11 protein-coding genes are annotated in these 17,920 nt (G+C 67.5%); 8 read left to right on the top strand and 3 right to left on the bottom strand.

Going from position 1 to position 17,920, the window contains the following annotated elements:
* Positions 1-10: 10 nt before the first annotated feature.
* Positions 11-1,399, bottom strand: coding sequence for an L-serine ammonia-lyase (locus ACK4HL_RS14905; RefSeq protein ID WP_409761775.1), 1,389 nt, complete (start codon positions 1,397-1,399; stop codon positions 11-13).
* 168 nt (positions 1,400-1,567) lie between these two features.
* On the opposite strand from ACK4HL_RS14905, the gene ACK4HL_RS14900 reads away from it, so the two are divergent.
* The 8 genes from ACK4HL_RS14900 (at position 1,568) to ACK4HL_RS14865 (ending at position 15,942) form a co-directional block, all read left to right on the top strand.
* The gene (locus ACK4HL_RS14900) at positions 1,568-2,434 is read left to right on the top strand and encodes a DMT family transporter (protein WP_409761707.1); all 867 of its coding nucleotides are present in this window, start codon (positions 1,568-1,570) and stop codon (positions 2,432-2,434) included.
* Positions 2,435-2,549: 115 nt separating this feature from the next.
* Positions 2,550-4,994, top strand: a complete 2,445-nt coding sequence (locus tag ACK4HL_RS14895) for a glycogen/starch/alpha-glucan phosphorylase (protein ID WP_409761705.1) — start codon at positions 2,550-2,552, stop codon at positions 4,992-4,994.
* Between the two features lie 13 nt (positions 4,995-5,007).
* Positions 5,008-7,200: a 1,4-alpha-glucan branching protein GlgB gene (glgB, locus tag ACK4HL_RS14890; protein ID WP_409761703.1), complete on the top strand. Its 2,193-nt coding sequence runs from the start codon at positions 5,008-5,010 to the stop codon at positions 7,198-7,200.
* Positions 7,201-7,225: 25 nt separating this feature from the next.
* Positions 7,226-8,491 (top strand): glucose-1-phosphate adenylyltransferase, encoded by a 1,266-nt coding sequence (gene glgC, locus ACK4HL_RS14885; protein WP_409761701.1) that lies wholly within the window; start codon positions 7,226-7,228, stop codon positions 8,489-8,491.
* Entirely contained in the window at positions 8,488-9,918 is a 1,431-nt protein-coding gene (gene glgA / locus ACK4HL_RS14880; protein WP_409761699.1) for a glycogen synthase GlgA, read from the top strand. The genes glgC and glgA overlap by 4 nt, the downstream gene beginning before the upstream one ends.
* 8 nt (positions 9,919-9,926) lie before the next feature.
* A complete protein-coding gene (locus ACK4HL_RS14875) occupies positions 9,927-11,543 on the top strand; it encodes an alpha-D-glucose phosphate-specific phosphoglucomutase (protein WP_409761697.1) in 1,617 nt (538 codons plus the stop codon).
* Positions 11,540-15,361 carry a glycogen debranching protein GlgX gene (gene glgX / locus ACK4HL_RS14870; RefSeq protein WP_409761773.1) on the top strand — a complete coding sequence of 1,274 codons (3,822 nt, stop codon included), beginning with the start codon at positions 11,540-11,542 and terminating at the stop codon, positions 15,359-15,361. The genes ACK4HL_RS14875 and glgX overlap by 4 nt, the downstream gene beginning before the upstream one ends.
* Positions 15,358-15,942 (top strand): NUDIX domain-containing protein, encoded by a 585-nt coding sequence (locus tag ACK4HL_RS14865; protein ID WP_409761695.1) that lies wholly within the window; start codon positions 15,358-15,360, stop codon positions 15,940-15,942. Before glgX ends, ACK4HL_RS14865 begins: the two co-directional genes overlap by 4 nt.
* Here ACK4HL_RS14865 and ACK4HL_RS14860 read toward each other — a convergent pair.
* Positions 15,899-16,720 (bottom strand): MaoC family dehydratase N-terminal domain-containing protein, encoded by an 822-nt coding sequence (locus ACK4HL_RS14860; protein WP_409761693.1) that lies wholly within the window; start codon positions 16,718-16,720, stop codon positions 15,899-15,901. The genes ACK4HL_RS14865 and ACK4HL_RS14860 overlap by 44 nt on opposite strands.
* Positions 16,721-17,866 carry an acyl-CoA dehydrogenase family protein gene (locus ACK4HL_RS14855; protein WP_409761691.1) on the bottom strand — a complete coding sequence of 382 codons (1,146 nt, stop codon included), beginning with the start codon at positions 17,864-17,866 and terminating at the stop codon, positions 16,721-16,723. It abuts the gene before it with no gap.
* Between the last annotated feature and the right edge of the window lie 54 nt (positions 17,867-17,920).

Below are 17,920 nucleotides of genomic sequence, written 5' to 3'. Positions count from 1 at the left end.
GCGCCCGAATTCAGCACTCCACGACGTTCACCGCAAGGCCGCCGGTGGAGGTCTCCTTGTAGCGCTCGCTCATGTCGAGGCCCGTCTGGCGCATGGTTTCGACACATGTGTCGAGCGGCACGAAATGCGTGCCATCGCCCCTGAGCGCGAGCGAGGCGGCCGTCACCGCCTTCACCGCGCCGAAGGCATTGCGCTCGATGCAGGGAACCTGCACGAGGCCACCCACCGGATCACACGTCATGCCGAGGTGATGCTCGAGCGCGATCTCGGCGGCATTCTCCACCTGCTCGTTGGTTCCCCCCAGCGCGGCGCAGAGGCCCGCCGCCGCCATGGCGGAGGCCGAGCCCACCTCGCCCTGGCAGCCCACTTCGGCACCCGAGATCGAGGCGTTGTGCTTGATGAGCCCGCCGATCGCCGCGGCGGCGAGCAGGAAGGTGCGGATGCCCTTCTCGTCGGCTCCGAGGCAATGGTCGAGATAGTAGCGGATGGTGGCGGGGATGACGCCCGCCGCGCCGTTGGTGGGCGCGGTGACGACGCGGCCCCCCGCGGCGTTCTCCTCGTTCACCGCCATGGCATAGACCGAGAGCCAGTCCATCAGCCGGTGCGGCTGGATGGCGTTGTTGCCCTGCTCCTCCTTCAGCTTGCGGTGGATCTCCGCGGCGCGGCGCTTCACCTTGAGGCCGCCCGGCAGGGTGCCGGTGAGCACGAGCCCGCGGTTCATGCAGTCGCGCATGGCGGCCCAGATGCGGTCGAGGTTGGCGTCGAGGTCCTCCTCGCCCTGGCCGACGCGCTCGTTGGCCCGCTTCATCTCGGCGATGGAGAGGCCGGAGCGGCGCCCCATCTCCAGCATCTCGGCGGCGTTGCCGAAGGGATAGGGAACGTCCAGCGCCGGCTTTTCCGTTCTTGCCGCGGCGAGCGAGGCCGCGCGCTCCTCCTCGGTCTGCACGAAACCGCCGCCGATCGAGAAATAGGTCTCCTGCAGGAGCGTGTTGCTGTCGTCGTCGAGGATGCGGAACACCATGCCGTTGGCGTGGCCCTTCAGCGCCGGGCCAAAGTCGAAGATCACGTCCCGCACCGGGTTGAAGGCCACGGCATGATCGCCTGAAATCGTCACGCTGCCGCGCTCGGCCATCTGCCGAAGCACGTCCTCCACCCGGTCCGGGTCCATGGTCTGGGGCTTCTCGCCGGCCAGTCCGAGGATCACGGCCCTGTCCGTGCCATGGCCCTTGCCCGTGAAGGCGAGCGAACCGTGCAGCGTCACGGTGAGGCGGCCCGTCCGCGGCAGGGACGCCGCGGCGGCCCTGGCGAGGAAGCGATCGGCCGCCACCATGGGACCCACGGTGTGGGAACTCGACGGGCCGATGCCGATCTTGAAGATGTCGAAGACGGAGAGAAACATGGGAGCGTCCAAGCAGGGTTTCCTGGCGCCCAGCATAGCGCCTGCTGCCGGTTTTTGGACAGGAAACGACAGCACGTCCCCGGGGTGCGGCTTTTGCAGTATCCGGAGCGCGGCCGCCATGCTCTTATGGCCGGGGCTTTTTCCGGGGAATGGGGGAATTCCACACTCATGCTTGCCGTGCTTTTCGGCGTCTTCGCCGCGCTGTGCTGGTCGCTCCATGACCTGATCGCCCGGGTCATGGCGGCCCAGATCGGCGCCTTCCGCATGGCCGCACTGGTGATGATCTCGGGCGGCATCCTGCTCTCCTTCTACATCCTCTATGACGGCGCGGTGTGGAACGCCTCGCGGGAGGGGCTGATCTCCGGGCTGGTGCTGGGGCTTGCCTATGGCTTCGGGGTCGGCGGGCTGTTCAAGGCCTTCAGCCTGGGGCCGATCTCGCTCGTCGGGCCGATCACGGCGGGCTATCCTGTGCTGGCCGTCCTGTGGGGCGTGGTGAACGGTCTTGAGCCGACACCGGTCCAGTGGGCGGCGGTGGCGGCGACGCTGGCGGGTGCCGTGATCGTGGCGCGTTCTGGCACCGCGGATGGCGGCATCAACGCCGTCGAGCCGGGCAAGATGCCCACACTCCTGCTCTTCGCGCTGATGTCGGTGCTCGGCTATTCCTCCGCCATCGTGCTCGGCCAGCAGGCGGCGGTGACGGTGGGCGAGATCGAGGCCACATGGCTGTCCCGCTTCACGGCACTGGTCACCCTCGCCCCCTTCGTTCTGACGGAAAGGAAGCACTGGCCGCTCACCTCCTGGAACTGGACAGGCATCTTCGTCATGGGCGCGCTCGATGTTCTGGGCGTCATCGCCGTCAATGCCTCGGGCCACCTGCCGGGAAAGGAATTCGCCGGCGTCGGCATCTCCGCCTACGGGGCGGTGTCGGTCGTTCTGGCCATGCTCATCCTCAAGGAGAAGGTCTCGGGCGGGCAATGGGTGGGGCTCGCCATGATCGTGGGCAGTGTCGCCACCATTTCACTGACGCAAGCGTAAACACATGCGCCTTGAACGCGGGCCCCCCTCTCCTCTAGTTTGGGGTCAGCGATGAAGGGGCCGATCTGCCACCTCCGGATGCAAGGCCCCTCTTAACTCCACCGAAGAGCACCACATGATCAAGCCAGCCCCGCGGGGCACCGATGCGGAGACGATCCGCGCCGAAATTCTCGAGAAGCTCGCCTATTCGATCGGCAAGGACCCTGCCGTGGCCAAGCGCCACGACTGGCTCAACGCCACCATCCTGGCGCTTCGCGACCGCGTCATCGACCGCTGGATGGAATCCACCAAGCGCGCCTACCAGGCGAAGGCGAAGCGCGTCTATTACCTCTCGCTCGAATTTCTCATCGGCCGCCTGCTGCGCGACGCCATGAACAATCTCGAGCTGACAGGGGCCTTCACCGAGGCGCTCCAGGCGCTCAATGTCGACATCGACCTCGTGGCGGCGCTCGAACCCGACGCAGCCCTCGGGAACGGCGGGCTGGGGAGGCTCGCCGCCTGCTTCATGGAGAGCATGGCGAGCCTCGACATTCCCGCCTACGGCTACGGCATCCGTTATGACCACGGTCTGTTCCGCCAGAAGATCAGCGACGGCTGGCAGGTGGAGCTTCCGGAGAACTGGCTCGAGAACGGCAATCCCTGGGAGTTCGGGCGGCGGGAGGCGGCCTACGAGATCGGTTTCGGCGGCCATGTGGTGCTCGGCCCCGAGACGCCGCAGGGCCAGCAGCGGCGCTGGAAGCCGGCAGAGAAGCTCGTCGCCTCCGCGCTGGACACGCCGATCGTCGGCTGGCGCGGCAAGCGCGTCAACACGCTCCGCCTGTGGACGGCGCGCGCCATGGACCCGATCCGGCTCGAAGCCTTCAACAGCGGCGACTACGCGGCGGCACTGGCCGAGAGCAACAAGGCGGAGATCATCACCCGCGTGCTCTACCCGGCGGATTCGACGCCGGCCGGCCAGGAGCTGCGGCTGAGGCAGGAGTATTTCTTCACCTCCGCATCGCTCCAGGACATCATCCGCCGCCACATGCAGCACTATGACGACGTGCGCTCGCTGGCCGACAAGGCGGCGATCCAGCTCAACGACACGCACCCCGCGGTGGCGGTGGCGGAACTCATGCGGCTCCTCACCGACAATCACGCGCTCGCGTGGGAAGAGGCATGGGAGATCACCAGGGCCGCCATCGGCTACACCAACCACACGCTCCTTCCCGAGGCGCTGGAGAGCTGGCCGGTCCATCTCTTCGAGCATGTGCTGCCGCGGCACATGCAGATCGTCTACCAGATCAACGCCCGGCTCATCGCCGACGCCCAGAGGCGGCAGGACTGCACGCCGGATTTCCTCGCCTCCGTCTCGCTCATCGACGAGCACAATGGCAGGCGGGTGCGCATGGGCCAGCTCGCCTATGCGGGATCGCATTCGGTGAACGGTGTATCGGCACTGCACACCTCGCTCATGAAGAAGAGCGTGTTCCGCGACCTCAATGCGCTCTATCCCGGCCGCATCAACAACAAGACCAACGGCATCACGCCCAGGCGGTGGCTGCTCGGCGCCAATCCGAAGCTTGCCGCACTTCTCGAGGAGAGCATCGGCCACCCGGTGATGGACGACGCGGAACGGCTCGTCGAGGCGAGGCGGTTTGCCGCCGATCCCGCCTTCCAGCAGCGCTTCGCCGCCATCAAGCGGCACAACAAGGAAGAACTCGCCAATCTCGTGGCCGCTCGGCTCGGCGTCAGCCTCGATCCCGCCGCGCTGTTCGACGTGCAGGTGAAGCGCATCCATGAATACAAGCGCCAGCTTCTGAACATCCTCGAAACCATCGCGCTCTACAATTCCATGCGCGCCCATCCGGACCGCCCCTGGGTGCCGCGGGTGAAGATCTTCGCGGGCAAGGCGGCGGCGAGCTATGCGCAGGCCAAGCTCATCATCAAGCTCATCAACGATGTCGCACAGGTGGTGAACAACGACGCCGACATCCGCGGCCTGCTGAAGGTCGTGTTCATCCCCAACTACAATGTGAGCCTCGCCGAGGTGATCGTTCCGGCGGCGGATCTCTCGGAGCAGATTTCGACGGCCGGCATGGAGGCTTCCGGCACCGGCAACATGAAGTTCGCCCTCAACGGTGCGCTCACCATCGGCACGCTGGACGGCGCCAATGTCGAGATCATGGAGCATGTCGGGCGCGAGAACATCGTGATCTTCGGCCTCACGGCGGAAGAGGTGGAGGCGAAGCGCCGCGACGGCTACGACCCAGGCCACGCGATCGCGGCCTCGCCGGATCTCGAGGGCGTTCTCGACGCGCTCGCCTCGGGCGTGTTCTCGCCCGGCGACGCCGACCGCTACCGTCCCCTGATCGACTCGCTGCGCCATGGCGACTGGTTCATGGTGGCCGCCGATTTCGACGCCTATGCGGCAGCCCAGCGCGAGGTGGCCAGCCTGTGGCGGCGTGGGCAGGACTGGACGGAGAAGACGATCCTCAATACGGTGAACATGGGCTGGTTCTCGTCGGACCGCACGATCCGGGACTATGCCCGGGAGATCTGGAACGTCCCCGTTGCCTAGGAGTTGACGCCCCATGGCGGAACCGGACTGGAGAACGAGCGGCGCCGAGATGGAGGCGATCGTATCCGGCCGGCACGGCGATCCGTTCCGGGTGCTTGGCCTTCACCGTTGCGGAGACAGGTGGGTGGCGCGCGCCTTCGTTCCGGGGGCAGAGGCGCTCGAGGCGCTCGACGCGGAAAGCAGGAAGCTCGGCGACCTCGAGAGGCGCCACGCCAGCGGCTTCTTCGAAGGGCCCGTCGCAGTCGCCCAGCGCCGGATCTTCGACTACCGCGCCCGCAACGATGGCGGCAGCTGGACCTTCGCCGATCCCTATCTCTTCGGTCCGGTGCTGGGGCCGCTCGACGACTACTACATCGGCGAGGGCAACCACCTCCGCCTCCACGACCGGCTCGGCGCCCATCCGATGCGGCACGAGGAGCACGAGGGCGTTCATTTCGCGGTGTGGGCGCCCAACGCGTCACGGGTTTCGGTGGTGGGCGATTTCAACGGCTGGGACGGGCGCCGCCACGCCATGCGCAAGCGGCAAGACACCGGCGTCTGGGAGATTTTCATTCCCGGCGCGCGCGAAGGCCAGTGCTACAAGTACGAGCTGCTGGACGCCGCGGGAGAGCTCCTTCCGCTCAAGAGCGATCCCTTCGGCTTTGCCGCCGAGGTGCGCCCCAAGACGGCGTCGAAGGTGGCGCGCACCGAATGCTTCACGTGGAACGACGAGGGCTACCTCGCCGGGCGCCGGGGCTGCGATCCGCGCCGCGAGCCGATGTCGATCTACGAGGTGCATCTCGGCTCCTGGCGGCGCAAGGATGAGAACGTTTTCCTCACTTACGACGAACTGGCGGACACGCTGATCCCCTATGCTGTCGAGATGGGCTACACCCATCTCGAGCTGCTGCCCGTCTCCGAACATCCCTTCGACCCGTCCTGGGGCTACCAGCCGACGGGGCTCTTCGCCCCCACCTCGCGCTTCGGCGAGCCCGCCTCCTTCGCGCGCTTCGTCGACCGCGCGCACCATGCGGGGCTCGGCGTGATCCTCGACTGGGTGCCGGCACATTTCCCGACCGACGAGCACGGGCTTGCCCGCTTCGACGGAACGGCCCTCTACGAGCACGAGGACCCGCGCCAGGGCTTCCACCCGGACTGGAACACGGCGATCTACAATTTCGGCCGGCGCGAGGTGGCGGGCTTTCTCGTCAACAATGCGCTGTTCTGGCTCGAGCGCTATCACGTGGACGGGCTCAGGGTGGATGCCGTCGCCTCGATGCTCTACCTCGACTATTCGCGCGAGGAGGGCCAGTGGATCCCCAACCGCCTCGGCGGGCGGGAGAACCTGGAGGCCATTTCCTTCCTGCAGCGCGTCAACCACGAGGCCTATGGCCAGAACCCGGGGATCGTGACGATCGCCGAGGAATCGACGGCCTTCCCGGGTGTCTCGAAGCCCACGAGCGCGGGCGGGCTTGGCTTCGGCTTCAAGTGGAACATGGGATTCATGCACGACACGCTGGGTTACCTGAAGCGCGAGCCCATCCACCGCAAGCATCACCACAACGATCTCACCTTCGGGCTTCTCTACGCCTTCTCGGAGAATTTCGTGCTGCCGCTGTCGCATGACGAGGTGGTGCACGGGAAGGGCTCGCTCCTCAACAAGATGGCAGGCGATCACTGGCAGAAGTTCGCGACGCTTCGGGCCTATTACGGCTTCATGTGGGGCTATCCCGGCAAGAAGCTCTTGTTCATGGGCCAGGAGTTCGCGCAATGGGGCGAATGGTCGGAGGCAAGAGGCCTCGACTGGCACCTCACGGAGCACAAGCCGCACCAGGGCGTGCAGGCGCTGGTGCGCGACCTCAACGCAGCCTATCGCGCCCACCCCGCCCTCCATGCCCGCGACTGCGAACCGGAAGGCTTCGAGTGGCTGGTGGTCGACGACCGCGAGAACTCGGTCTTCGCCTGGGCCCGGCATTCGGGCAGCGGCCACCCCATCGTGGTCGTTGTCAGCAACTTCACGCCGGTGCCGCGCCAGGCCTATGCGCTGCCGCTTCCCGCCGCCGGGCGCTGGCGCGAGATCATCAACACCGATTCCGCACATTACGGCGGCAGCGGCATGGGGAACATGGGGGCCATCAGCGCCATTCCGGAAGCCCTGCACGGCAAGCCGGCGCGGGCGCCGGTGAACTTGCCACCGCTCGCAACCTTGTATTTCATGCAGGACTGACGAGGCGAAGTCCGGGGAGGATCGCATGGCGCAATACCGCAAGACCGCACCGCTCGCACGCGATGCCATGGCCTATGTGCTGGCCGGCGGGCGCGGCAGCCGGCTGATGGAGCTCACCGACCGGCGTGCAAAGCCCGCCGTGCCCTTCGGCTGCAAGTCGCGCATCATCGATTTCGCCCTGTCGAACGCGCTCAATTCCGGCATCCGGCGCATCGGCGTCGCGACGCAGTACAAGGCCCACAGCCTGATCCGCCACATGCAGCGCGGCTGGAACTTCTTCCGGCCGGAGCGCAACGAGAGCTTCGACATCCTGCCCGCCTCGCAGCGCGTCTCGGAGGACCAGTGGTATGCCGGCACGGCGGACGCCGTCTACCAGAACCTCGACATCATCCTGAGCTATGGCCCGAAATACATGGTGATCCTGGCGGGCGACCACATCTACAAGATGGACTACGAATTCATGCTGCAGCAGCATGTCGACTCCGGCGCCGACGTCACGGTGGGCTGCCTCGAGGTGCCGCGCATGGAGGCGACGGGCTTCGGCGTGATGGCGATCGATCCGACGGACCGCATCACCGCCTTCGTGGAAAAGCCGAAGGACCCGCCCGCCATGCCGGGCAAGCCCGACATGGCGCTCGCCTCAATGGGCATCTACGTGTTCGAGACGGCGTTCCTCGCCGAACACCTGCGGCGCGACGCGGCCGACCCCAATTCCAGCCGGGACTTCGGCAAGGACATCGTTCCCTATCTCGTGCAGAACGGCAAGGCGGTGGCGCACCGCTTCACCGAGAGCTGCGTGCGCTCCGAACACGAGACGGAATCCTACTGGCGCGACGTGGGCACGGTCGACGCTTATTGGGAGGCCAACATCGACCTCACCGAGACGCTTCCGGCGCTCGACCTCTACGACCAGGACTGGCCGATCTGGACCTATTCGGAGGTGACGCCGCCGGCGAAATTCGTGCATGACGTCGAGGGGCGGCGCGGCACCGCCGTGGCCTCGCTCGTCTCGGGCGGCTGCATCGTCTCCGGCGCAGCGATCAATCGCACGATGCTCTCGCCCAACGTGCGGGTGAATTCCTTCTCGACACTGGAAGAGGCCGTGGTGCTTCCCTCGGTGCAGATCGAGCGCAACGTGAGGCTCAGGAAGGTCGTGATCGACACCAGCGTCGTGATTCCGGAGGGGCTGGTCGTGGGCGAGGACCCGGATCTCGACGCCAAGCGCTTCCGCCGCACGGCCAAGGGCGTGTGCCTCATCACCCAGCCGATGATCGACCGACTCTCGGCATGAAGGTCCTCTCCGCCGTCTCCGAGGTCTACCCGCTGGTGAAGACCGGCGGGCTCGCGGACGTTGCGGGGGCACTCCCGGCAGCGCTCCGGGCCCAGGGGGCGGAGACGGTGTCGATCCTGCCGGGGTATCCCGCCGTCATAGCAGCACTCAGCGAGGCCGCGCCGCTCCATGACTATGCCGACCTGTTCGGGGGCAAGGCGCGGCTGATCAGGGGCCGCGCCAAGGGCCTCGACGTCATCGCAATCGACGCACCGCATCTCTATGCCAGGCCCGGCAACCCCTATCTCGGGCCAGACGGCAAGGACTGGCCGGACAACGCCCAGCGCTACGCGGCATTGTCGCGGGCTGCGGCGGACGTGGCGGCGGGCCGGGTTTCATCCTGGCGCGCCGACATCCTCCACTGCCATGACTGGCAGGCGGGACTCGGCCCCGTCTACGTGGCGTTCCATGGCGGCCCGAAGACCGTGATGACGGTCCACAACATCGCCTTCCAGGGGCAGTTCCCGGCCTCCGTCTTCGGCACGCTCGGGCTCCCGGCCCAGGCCTTCGCGATCGAAGGGGTGGAGTATTGGGGCAATGTCGGGTTCCTCAAGGGCGGGCTCGCCACGGCCGACCTGATCACCACGGTAAGCCCCAGCTACGCCCAGGAGATCTGCACGCCGGAATTCGGCATGGGTCTCGACGGGCTCCTGCGCGCCAGGCGCTCCGCGCTCCGCGGCATCGTCAACGGCATCGACACTGCCGTGTGGGATCCGGCGCATGACCCGCACATCGCCCAGACCTATGGCGCGCGCACGCTCGGCCGGCGCAGCGCCAACAAGCGGGCCGTCGAGCAGCGCTTCGGCCTCGAACCGGGCGAGGGCATCCTGCACGGCGTGGTGAGCCGCCTCACCTGGCAGAAGGGCATGGACATCTTCGCGGCGGCACTCGACCACCTGGTGGAGACCGGTGCCAGGCTTGCGCTGATCGGCACGGGCGAGGAGGCGATCGAGCGCCAGGTGGCCGCCGCAGCCGAGCGTCATCCCGGTCGCATCGGCGCCGTCATCGGCTATGACGAGGCGTTGTCGCATCTGGTGCAGGCGGGCTGCGACACCATCCTCGTTCCCTCCCGCTTCGAGCCCTGCGGCCTCACCCAGCTCTACGGTCTGCGCTACGGCTGCGTGCCGGTCGTTGCACGCACGGGCGGTCTCAACGACACCGTGATCGACGCCAACGAGGCGGCACTCCAGGCCGGTGTTGCAACCGGCATCCAGTTCTCGCCCGTCGACCAGCCGGCCCTCGACCATGCGCTGGCGCGCGCCGCACAGCTTCATGCCGATGCGAAGGTCTGGCGCAGCATGCAGAGATGCGGCATGGCCTGCGACGTCTCCTGGGAGCGCAGCGCCTCCGCCTATGTCCGGCTCTACCGCAACCTCATGAAGGCCTGAGCAGCAAGATGATCATCACCGTCGCCACCACGCCCTTCGAAGGCCAGAAGCCGGGCACCTCCGGCCTGCGCAAGAAGGTGACAGTGTTCCAGCAGAAGCACTATGTGGAAAATTTCATTCAGTCGATCTTCGACACGCTGGAAGGATATTCCGGCCGGATGCTGGTGATCGGCGGCGATGGCCGCCACCACAATGACCGGGTGGTGCAGACGGCGATCCGCATGGCGGCAGCCAACGGCTTCGGCCGCGCTCTGGTGGGGCGGGGCGGGCTCCTCTCGACGCCTGCGGCCTCGCACCTGATCCGCAAGCATGGCGCCTTCGGGGGACTCGTGCTCTCGGCGAGCCACAACCCGGGGGGGCCCGACGGCGATTTCGGCATCAAGTACAATGCCGGAAATGGTGGGCCGGCACCCGAGAAGCTCACCGACGAGATCTACGCCAGGACGAAATCCATCGGCAGCTACAGGATCACCGGCACGCCGGATGTCGACCTCGACAGGCTGGGGGAATGCCAGGTCGGCAGCATGCTGGTGGAGGTCATCGACCCCGTGGCCGATTACGCGGAGCTGATGCAGACGCTGTTCGACTTCGACGCGATCCGCCATCTGATCCGCTCGGGCTTCACGATGAAGTTCGACGCGATGGGGGCGGTCACCGGGCCCTATGGAACGCGAATCCTCGAGGAGATGCTCGGCTTCCCGCGCGGCAGCGTGATGAACGGCACGCCCCTAACTGATTTCGGCGGCCATCACCCTGACCCCAATCTCGTCCACGCGAAGGAGCTCGTCGCGCAGGTGATGCCTGAAGGCGGGCCGGATTTCGGTGCCGCCTCCGACGGCGACGGCGACCGCAACCTCATCATCGGGCGCGGCATGTACGTGACGCCCTCGGACTCGCTGGCGATCCTCGCCGCCAACGCGACCCTCACGCCGGGCTATGCCGGGGGGCTCTCCGGCATCGCGCGCTCCATGCCGACGAGCGCCGCGGCCGACCGCGTGGCGGCGCGCCTCGGGATCCCCTGCTACGAAACGCCCACCGGCTGGAAATTCTTCGGCAATCTCCTCGATGCCGGCATGGCGACGCTGTGCGGCGAGGAGAGCTTCGGCACGGGCTCCAGCCACGTGCGCGAGAAGGACGGGCTATGGGCCGTTCTCATGTGGCTCAACATCCTGGCGAGGCGGCGGCAGAGCGTTAAGGAGATCGTCACCGGGCACTGGCGCGAGTTCGGGCGGAACTACTATTCGCGCCACGACTACGAGGAGGTGGATGCCGAGGCGGCGAACGGGCTGATGGGGGCGCTGCGCGGCAGGCTCGGCGCGCTGGTGGGCCAGCACGGCATCACGCTGGCGGACGACTTCGCCTATGACGATCCGGTGGACGGTTCGCGCAGCACGAAACAGGGCGTCAGGCTGCTGTTCGAGGACGGCTCGCGCATCGTCTATCGCCTCTCCGGAACCGGCACGGCAGGCGCGACGCTGCGGGTCTATCTCGAGCGCTACGAGCCCGATGCCAGCCGCCACGCCATCGACACCCAGGAGGCGCTCGGCAGGCTCGTCACGCTCTCGCGCAGCCTTGCGGAGATCGAGGCACGCACGGGCCGCAGCGCGCCGACGGTGATCACCTGAGCCCTCCGCCGCGAGAGCCCTCCCTGCCGCCGCCGCTGGGCGTCACACCGGTGGAGGGCGGAGCACAGGTTGCGGTGGTCTCGCGCCATGCCACGCAAATCTTCTTCTGCCGGTTCGAGGGTGACCAGGAGGTGGCCCGCATTCCGCTGAGCCAACGGCTCGGCGACGTTCATTTCGGTTTCCTGCCCGGCGTAAGGGCGGGCGACAGCTATGGCTTCCGGGCCGAGGGGCCCCGGGAGCGGGAGCACGGCCACCGCTTCGATCCGGCGAAGCTGCTGCTCGACCCCTATGCGACGCGGATCAACGCCGCCTTCTCGCATCATCCGGAGCTGATGAAGCATGGTGTGGACACCTCGGCATGGGTTCCCAAGTCGCTTGTTGGCCATGCCGCTGATGATGCCGCTCCGCTCGCGCCCAGCCGGCCGCAGTTCATCTACGAGATCGCCGTCAAGGCCTTCACCCGGCTCCATCCGGGTGTACCGCCGGAGAGGCGCGGCACGGTGGCGGCAATCTCGGAGCCCGCAGTCATCGAACATCTGGTTCGCCTCGGCGCCGACACGGTGGAACTGATGCCGCTCACCGCGGCGATCGACGAGCGGCATCTCCCGGCGCTGGGGCTGTCCAACGCCTGGGGCTATAATCCCGTGAGCTTCATGGCGCCGGACCCGCGGCTGGCGCCGGGCGGCCTCGAGGAGATCCGCGCCACGGTCGAGGCCCTGCACGGGGCCGGCATCCGCGTGGTGCTCGACATGGTGCTGAACCACACCGGCGAGAGCGACATTCATGGCGCCACACTGTCGTTTCGCGGCCTCGACCATGCGCTCTACTACCGTTACGCCGGTGGGCGGCTCGCCAATGACACGGGTTGCGGCAACACGCTGAATTTCGAAGAACCGCATGTGGTTCAGCTCGCCATGGACGCGCTGCGGAGCTGGACCTGCCGCACCGGCGCCGATGGCTTCCGCTTCGACCTCGCGACGGTGATGGGGCGCAGGGCCACGGGGTTCGACGCGTCCGCCCCGCTCCTCTCGGCGATCGAGCAGGACCCGCTGCTCTCGCGGCTGATCATGATCGCCGAGCCGTGGGACGTAGGACCGGGCGGCCACCGGCTTGGGCAGTTTCCCGCCCGCTGGCAGGAATGGAACGACCGCTACCGCGACACGGTGCGACGCTTCTGGCGGGGCGATACCGGTATGGCGGGTGAGTTCGCCACGCGCATCGCCGGTTCTTCCGACGTCTTCGCCGCGCGGCACCGGCCGCCCTCGGCCGGCATCAATTTCGTGGCCGCGCATGACGGCTTCACGCTCAGGGACGCCGTGACCTTCGCCGCCAAGAACAATCTCGCCAATGGCGAAGAAAACCGCGACGGCAGCGACCACGAGCCGACATGGCCCGGAGGCAACGTGCAGGCGCTTCTCGCCACTCTGTTCCTCTCGCGCGGCACGCCGATGCTGACGGCAGGCGACGAGTTCGGGCGCACGCAGCAGGGCAACAACAACGCCTATGCGCAGGACAACAACACGACATGGCTCGATTGGGCCGGGGCCGATCAACGGCTGGCCGGCTTCACCGCCGCGCTCGTCAATCTGCGCAAGGCGCTCGACTCCTTTTTCGCAGACCGTTTCCTCACGGGCGCGGCCCCGCCCGCAGCGCCATATCCCGATGCCGAGTGGATTGGCGCCGATGGCGGGCCGATGCAGTGGCACGATCCGCACGCGGCGGTGCTGGGGCTCATCCTCTCGGCACAGGGAAAGCGGATCGCGCTGCTGTTCAACCGCGGGCCGGCGATCGAGCCGCGGCTGCCGCGGCGTGGCGGCCATCACTGGACCAGGCTGTTCTGCTCTGCGGAGGGCGAGGACCTGCCATCGGCTTCGGTCGCGGTTTTCGCCGAGGAACGCGTGCGGAACTCGGCTGCCAGCGACGAGGAGATCGCTGGCCTGGCGGAGGCCGCGGGGATCGAGCAGGAATGGTGGGAGGTCGACGGCACGCATCATCGCGTCAGCCCCGAGAGCCTGCGGGCGCTGCTCGCGGCCATGGGGCTCTCCTACGGGAATCCGGAGGAGATCCGCCAGTCGCTGCAGCACCTCGCGGCACCAGCCCCCCTTCTCGCGATTGCAGGACAGGAGACGCCGCTGCATTCAGCCGGCGACCGGCGGCTTCGCATCAGCATCGCGGAGGAGGCGGGGACAGTGCGCGTGCACGATCTCGCGCCCGGCGCCGCGCTCAGCGTGGCGCTGCCTCCGGGCTGTCACCGCCTTTGGGCGGAGGGCGAGGAAAGCCGCGCGCGCCACATCATCGCCGCGGCCGGCCAGTGCCATGTGCCGGAGGACCTCGCCGGTGGACGGCGCGTGTTCGGCCTTGCCGCGCATCTCTACGCGCTGCGCCATGCGGCAAGCGAGGGTATCGGCGACCACGAAACGCTCGAGCGCTTCGCGGCACTCACCGAAAGCACCGGCGGCCGCTTCGCCGGACTCAACCCGCTGCATCATCTCTTTCCGTCCGATCGCAGCCGCGCAAGCCCGTACCAGCCTTCCGACCGCCACTATGTCGACCCGCTCTACATCAGCATTCCGGACCTGCTCTCGCGCTTCGCTTTGCCCGAAACGGCACGGCTGGCGGCGGAGAGCCGCGCCGGTTTCGCCGAACTCGAGCGGCTGGCGCTCGTCGACTACCCCGCGGTGTGGCAGGCCAAGCGCGTGCTTCTGGAAAGCGCCTTCCTGGAATTTCCCGGCGATCCGCTCTTCACCGACTTCGTTCGGCGCGGCGGCGAACAGCTTGCGGCACATGGAAGCTTCGAGGCCGTGCGGATGAACGAGGAACCAACACCTGACCGCATCGCCTTCCGGGCCTTCCTGCAGTGGGTGGCGGAGCTGCAGCTCGAGAAAGCGGCGCGGCACGGCAACCTCTACCGCGACCTGGCACTCGGTTGCGCCTTCGACGGTGGCGAGATCGCGGCCGATCCATCGGCCTTCGCCGCCGGCGTTTCGATCGGGGCGCCGCCGGACCCGTTCTCGGCCACAGGCCAGGTCTGGAACCTTCCGCCCTTCTCGCCGCTCGTGCTGAAGACGAGAGGCATGGAGCCGATGCGGCGAGTCATCTCCGCCAACATGCGCCACGCGGCGGCACTCCGGATCGACCATGTGCTGGGCTTTCAGCGCCAGTTCTGGGTGCCGCGCGGCGCGGAAGGGAAGGACGGGGCCTATGTGCGCTTTCCGCTCGACCAGCTTGTCGCGGTTACGGCGCTCGAAAGCCGGCGGCAGCGCTGCCTCGTGGTGGGGGAGGATCTCGGCACGGTGCCAGAGGGCCTCCGGGACAGCCTCGCCGCGGCCGCCATCTTCTCCTACAGGGTGCTGTGGTTCGAACGCGAGGGCAGTGGCTTCCGGCCTGCCGAAACCTATCCGCGCCAGGCGGTGGCCTGCCTCGCCTCCCATGATCTCCCGACCTTCGCCGGCTGGCGGGCGGGCCGCGACATCGAGATATCCCGCGCCCTCGGCCAGATCGACGACGACGCGGTGCCGCTGCGCAAGGCGGAGCGCGCCAGGGAGACGGCCTTGCTGGACCAACGCACTTCTCCTGCGGAAGCCGGCGACTGCGCGGCGAGCGTCGCCGCGCACGGCTTCCTCGCCCGTTCGCCTTCGCAGGTCATGCTGGTGCAGGCCGACGACCTAGCAGGCGAGACGGACCCGCTCAACGTGCCGGGCACAGACCGGGAATGGCCGAACTGGCGCAGGCGGGTGAGCGTTACCGTCGAACAGCTCGCCGATACGCCGCTCGCACGGGCCATTCTGGCGCGCGTCAAACAGGAGCGACCCCCATGACGGACCGCGTCATCATCGAGAAGGTGGAACCGCTCTCGCACCGCTGGGCGAAGCTCGACCGGTACACAATCCTCTACACGCGCCAGGACGGCCAGGCAGACAGGCTGGTGCGCGAGGTGCACGACCACGGCCACGGTGCGACCGTTCTGCCCTATGACGCAAGGCGGGGGACGGTGCTGCTGGTGCGGCAGTTCAGGCTGCCCGTCCATCTCGCGGAGGGCCAGGGCTTCATCATCGAAAGCTGCGCCGGGCTGCTCGACGGAGACGATCCGGCACTCTGCGCCAAGCGCGAGGCGGAGGAGGAGCTGGGATTCCGGATCACCAACTTGCGGCACATGGCGACCACCTACATGACGCCCGGCGCCGTAACCGAACGGCTTGCGATGTTCCTCGCCGATTACGACCATGAGGCGCGGATCGGCGAAGGCGGGGGGCATGCGCACGAAGGCGAGGACATCGAGGTCCTGGAGCTGCCCTTCGCCGAGATGCGTCGGATGGTGAAGGACGGCCGCATCGTGGATGCAAAGACCGTGATGCTCAGCCTGTTCCTCGAGCGTGAGCTTGGCCTTCCGCCGCCGTGACGCCATCGCTGCGGATGATGCGGGTCTTGCCGGCCTCCGCATGAGCGACGCCGAAACGTGCGCCGGCATATAGCGGCGCCAGGCAGCGGTAATCGAAGCGCGAAGGCACATGGCCGAGGCGGAGGGACGCGAGGTTCAGCATCAGCGCGGCCTGCATCGGCCCGTGCACGAGAAGTCCCGGATAGCCTTCCTCCGCGGCATGGCGGAGATCGTAATGGATGCGATGACCGTTGAAGGTGAAGGCCGAGAACCGGAAGAGCATGAGCGGCGTGGCTTCCACCGACCAGTCGGCGGCGAGGGGCTGCTCGCTGCCGGGCGCTGATGCCGGGGCACTCGCGGCTTCACGAAAGACGAGATCCTGCCTTTCCCGGATGGCGAGGCCCTGCCCGTCCGCGATCTCGTGCAGCACCGAGACGAGACAGAGTTCGCCTGAGCTGCCGCGCTTCACGCGAATGTCCGTTATCGTCGAGACGCGGGTGACAGCGGCATTCAGGCGGAGAGAACGAACGGTTTCGATTGCACCTCCCGCCCACATGCGGCGCGGCAGCGGGATGGGAGGCAGGAACAGTCCCTTGCGCTCCGCCCCGTCAGGCCCCGTATCGAGCATCGCCGGAGTGGCCGGAGCGAGCCCGAAATGAAAGCCCGGTGGACAGGTGTCGCCGTCCGGGTCGAACAGGAAGGTGGCCATGGTGGAGCGATATTCGGCGAGCAGCCGCGGCGTGACGATGTCCTCCCGCGTCAGGCTCCTGCCGATCCAGTCGCTGAAATTCGCGTCCATTCAGTAGGACCTCGGCAAGCCCAGCACATGCTCGGCGAGATGGGACAGGATGAGGTTGGTGGAGATGGGTGCGACCTGGTAGAGCCGTGTCTCGCGGAACTTGCGCTCGATGTCGAAATCCTCCGCGAAGCCGAAGCCGCCATGAGTCTGGATCGCGACGTTGGCGGCCTCGAAGCTCGCATCCGCTGCCAGCATCTTCGCCATGTTGGCCTCCGGTCCGCAGGGCTCATCCGCCTCGTAGCGGCGGAGGGCCTCCTCCACCATGAGGGACGCCGCGCGCATGTTGGCATAGGCCCGGGCGATGGGGAACTGCACGCCCTGGTTCTGGCCGATCGGCCTGCCGAAAACCACGCGCTCGCGCGCGTAGGCGCTGGCCTTGTCGATGAACCAGCGCGCATCGCCAACACATTCGGCGGCGATCAGGATGCGCTCGGCATTCATGCCCGAGAGAATGTAGCGGAAGCCCTCGCCCTCCTTGCCGATCAGGTTTTCCGCCGGCACCGGGACGTCGTCGAAGCCGATCGTCGTGGTGGCGTGGTTCATCATGGTGCGGATCGGGTCGATCGTGAGGCCGCTTCTGCGTGCATCCTCGATGTCGAGCACGAAGACGGAAAGCCCCGCGGTGCGCTTCTGGCCCTCCACTGGCTGCGAGGTCCGCGCCAGGAGGATCATGAGGTCGGAGTGTGCGGCACGGCTCGTCCAGATCTTTCGGCCGCGGATGATGTAGCGCTCGCCCTCGCGCCGGGCGGTGGTGGTGATCGAGGCCGTGTCGGTGCCGCTTCCCGGCTCCGTCACCGCGAAGGCCTGCAGGCGAAGCTCTCCGGATGCGATGCGCGGCAGCCAGCGGCGCTTCTGCTCCTCGCTGCCATGACGGAGCAGCGTTCCCATGACGTACATCTGCGCGTGGCAGCTCGCGCCGTTGCAGCCTGCGGCCTGGATCTCCTCGAGGATCGCCGCGGCGGCGCTGAGCGGCAGGCCGGAGCCGCCATGGTCCTGCGGGATCAGCGCCGCGAGATAGCCCGACCGCGTCATCTCGTCGACGAATGCTGCGGGATAACTCCGCTCCCGGTCCAGCTCGCGCCAGTAGGAGCCAGGATAGGCTTCGCACAGCTTGCGGACCGCCTGCCTTATGTCAGCATGCCTCATGACCGGAGAGGATTAGGCCGGGTGCCGCCTCCCTTCAAGAGCCGAAGGACGCGT

The organism is Aestuariivirga sp. (assembly GCF_046294715.1).
Classification (GTDB): domain Bacteria; phylum Pseudomonadota; class Alphaproteobacteria; order Rhizobiales; family Aestuariivirgaceae; genus Aestuariivirga.
The sequence above is the reverse complement of the archived record's forward strand: the minus strand, read 5'-3'. Positions and strand labels throughout refer to the sequence as shown.

Bases quoted from the DNA above. Each gene is read 5' to 3' on its own strand.
- ACK4HL_RS14865 (WP_409761695.1), top strand. From the start codon at position 15,358: ATGACGGACCGCGTCATCATCGAGAAGGTGGAACCGCTCTCGCACCGC.
- ACK4HL_RS14860 (WP_409761693.1), bottom strand. From the start codon at position 16,720: ATGGACGCGAATTTCAGCGACTGGATCGGCAGGAGCCTGACGCGGGAG.
- glgA (WP_409761699.1), top strand. From the start codon at position 8,488: ATGAAGGTCCTCTCCGCCGTCTCCGAGGTCTACCCGCTGGTGAAGACC.
- ACK4HL_RS14875 (WP_409761697.1), top strand. From the start codon at position 9,927: ATGATCATCACCGTCGCCACCACGCCCTTCGAAGGCCAGAAGCCGGGC.
- glgC (WP_409761701.1), top strand. From the start codon at position 7,226: ATGGCGCAATACCGCAAGACCGCACCGCTCGCACGCGATGCCATGGCC.
- ACK4HL_RS14905 (WP_409761775.1), bottom strand. From the start codon at position 1,399: ATGTTTCTCTCCGTCTTCGACATCTTCAAGATCGGCATCGGCCCGTCG.
- ACK4HL_RS14895 (WP_409761705.1), top strand. From the start codon at position 2,550: ATGATCAAGCCAGCCCCGCGGGGCACCGATGCGGAGACGATCCGCGCC.
- ACK4HL_RS14855 (WP_409761691.1), bottom strand. From the start codon at position 17,866: ATGAGGCATGCTGACATAAGGCAGGCGGTCCGCAAGCTGTGCGAAGCC.
- ACK4HL_RS14900 (WP_409761707.1), top strand. From the start codon at position 1,568: ATGCTTGCCGTGCTTTTCGGCGTCTTCGCCGCGCTGTGCTGGTCGCTC.
- glgB (WP_409761703.1), top strand. From the start codon at position 5,008: ATGGCGGAACCGGACTGGAGAACGAGCGGCGCCGAGATGGAGGCGATC.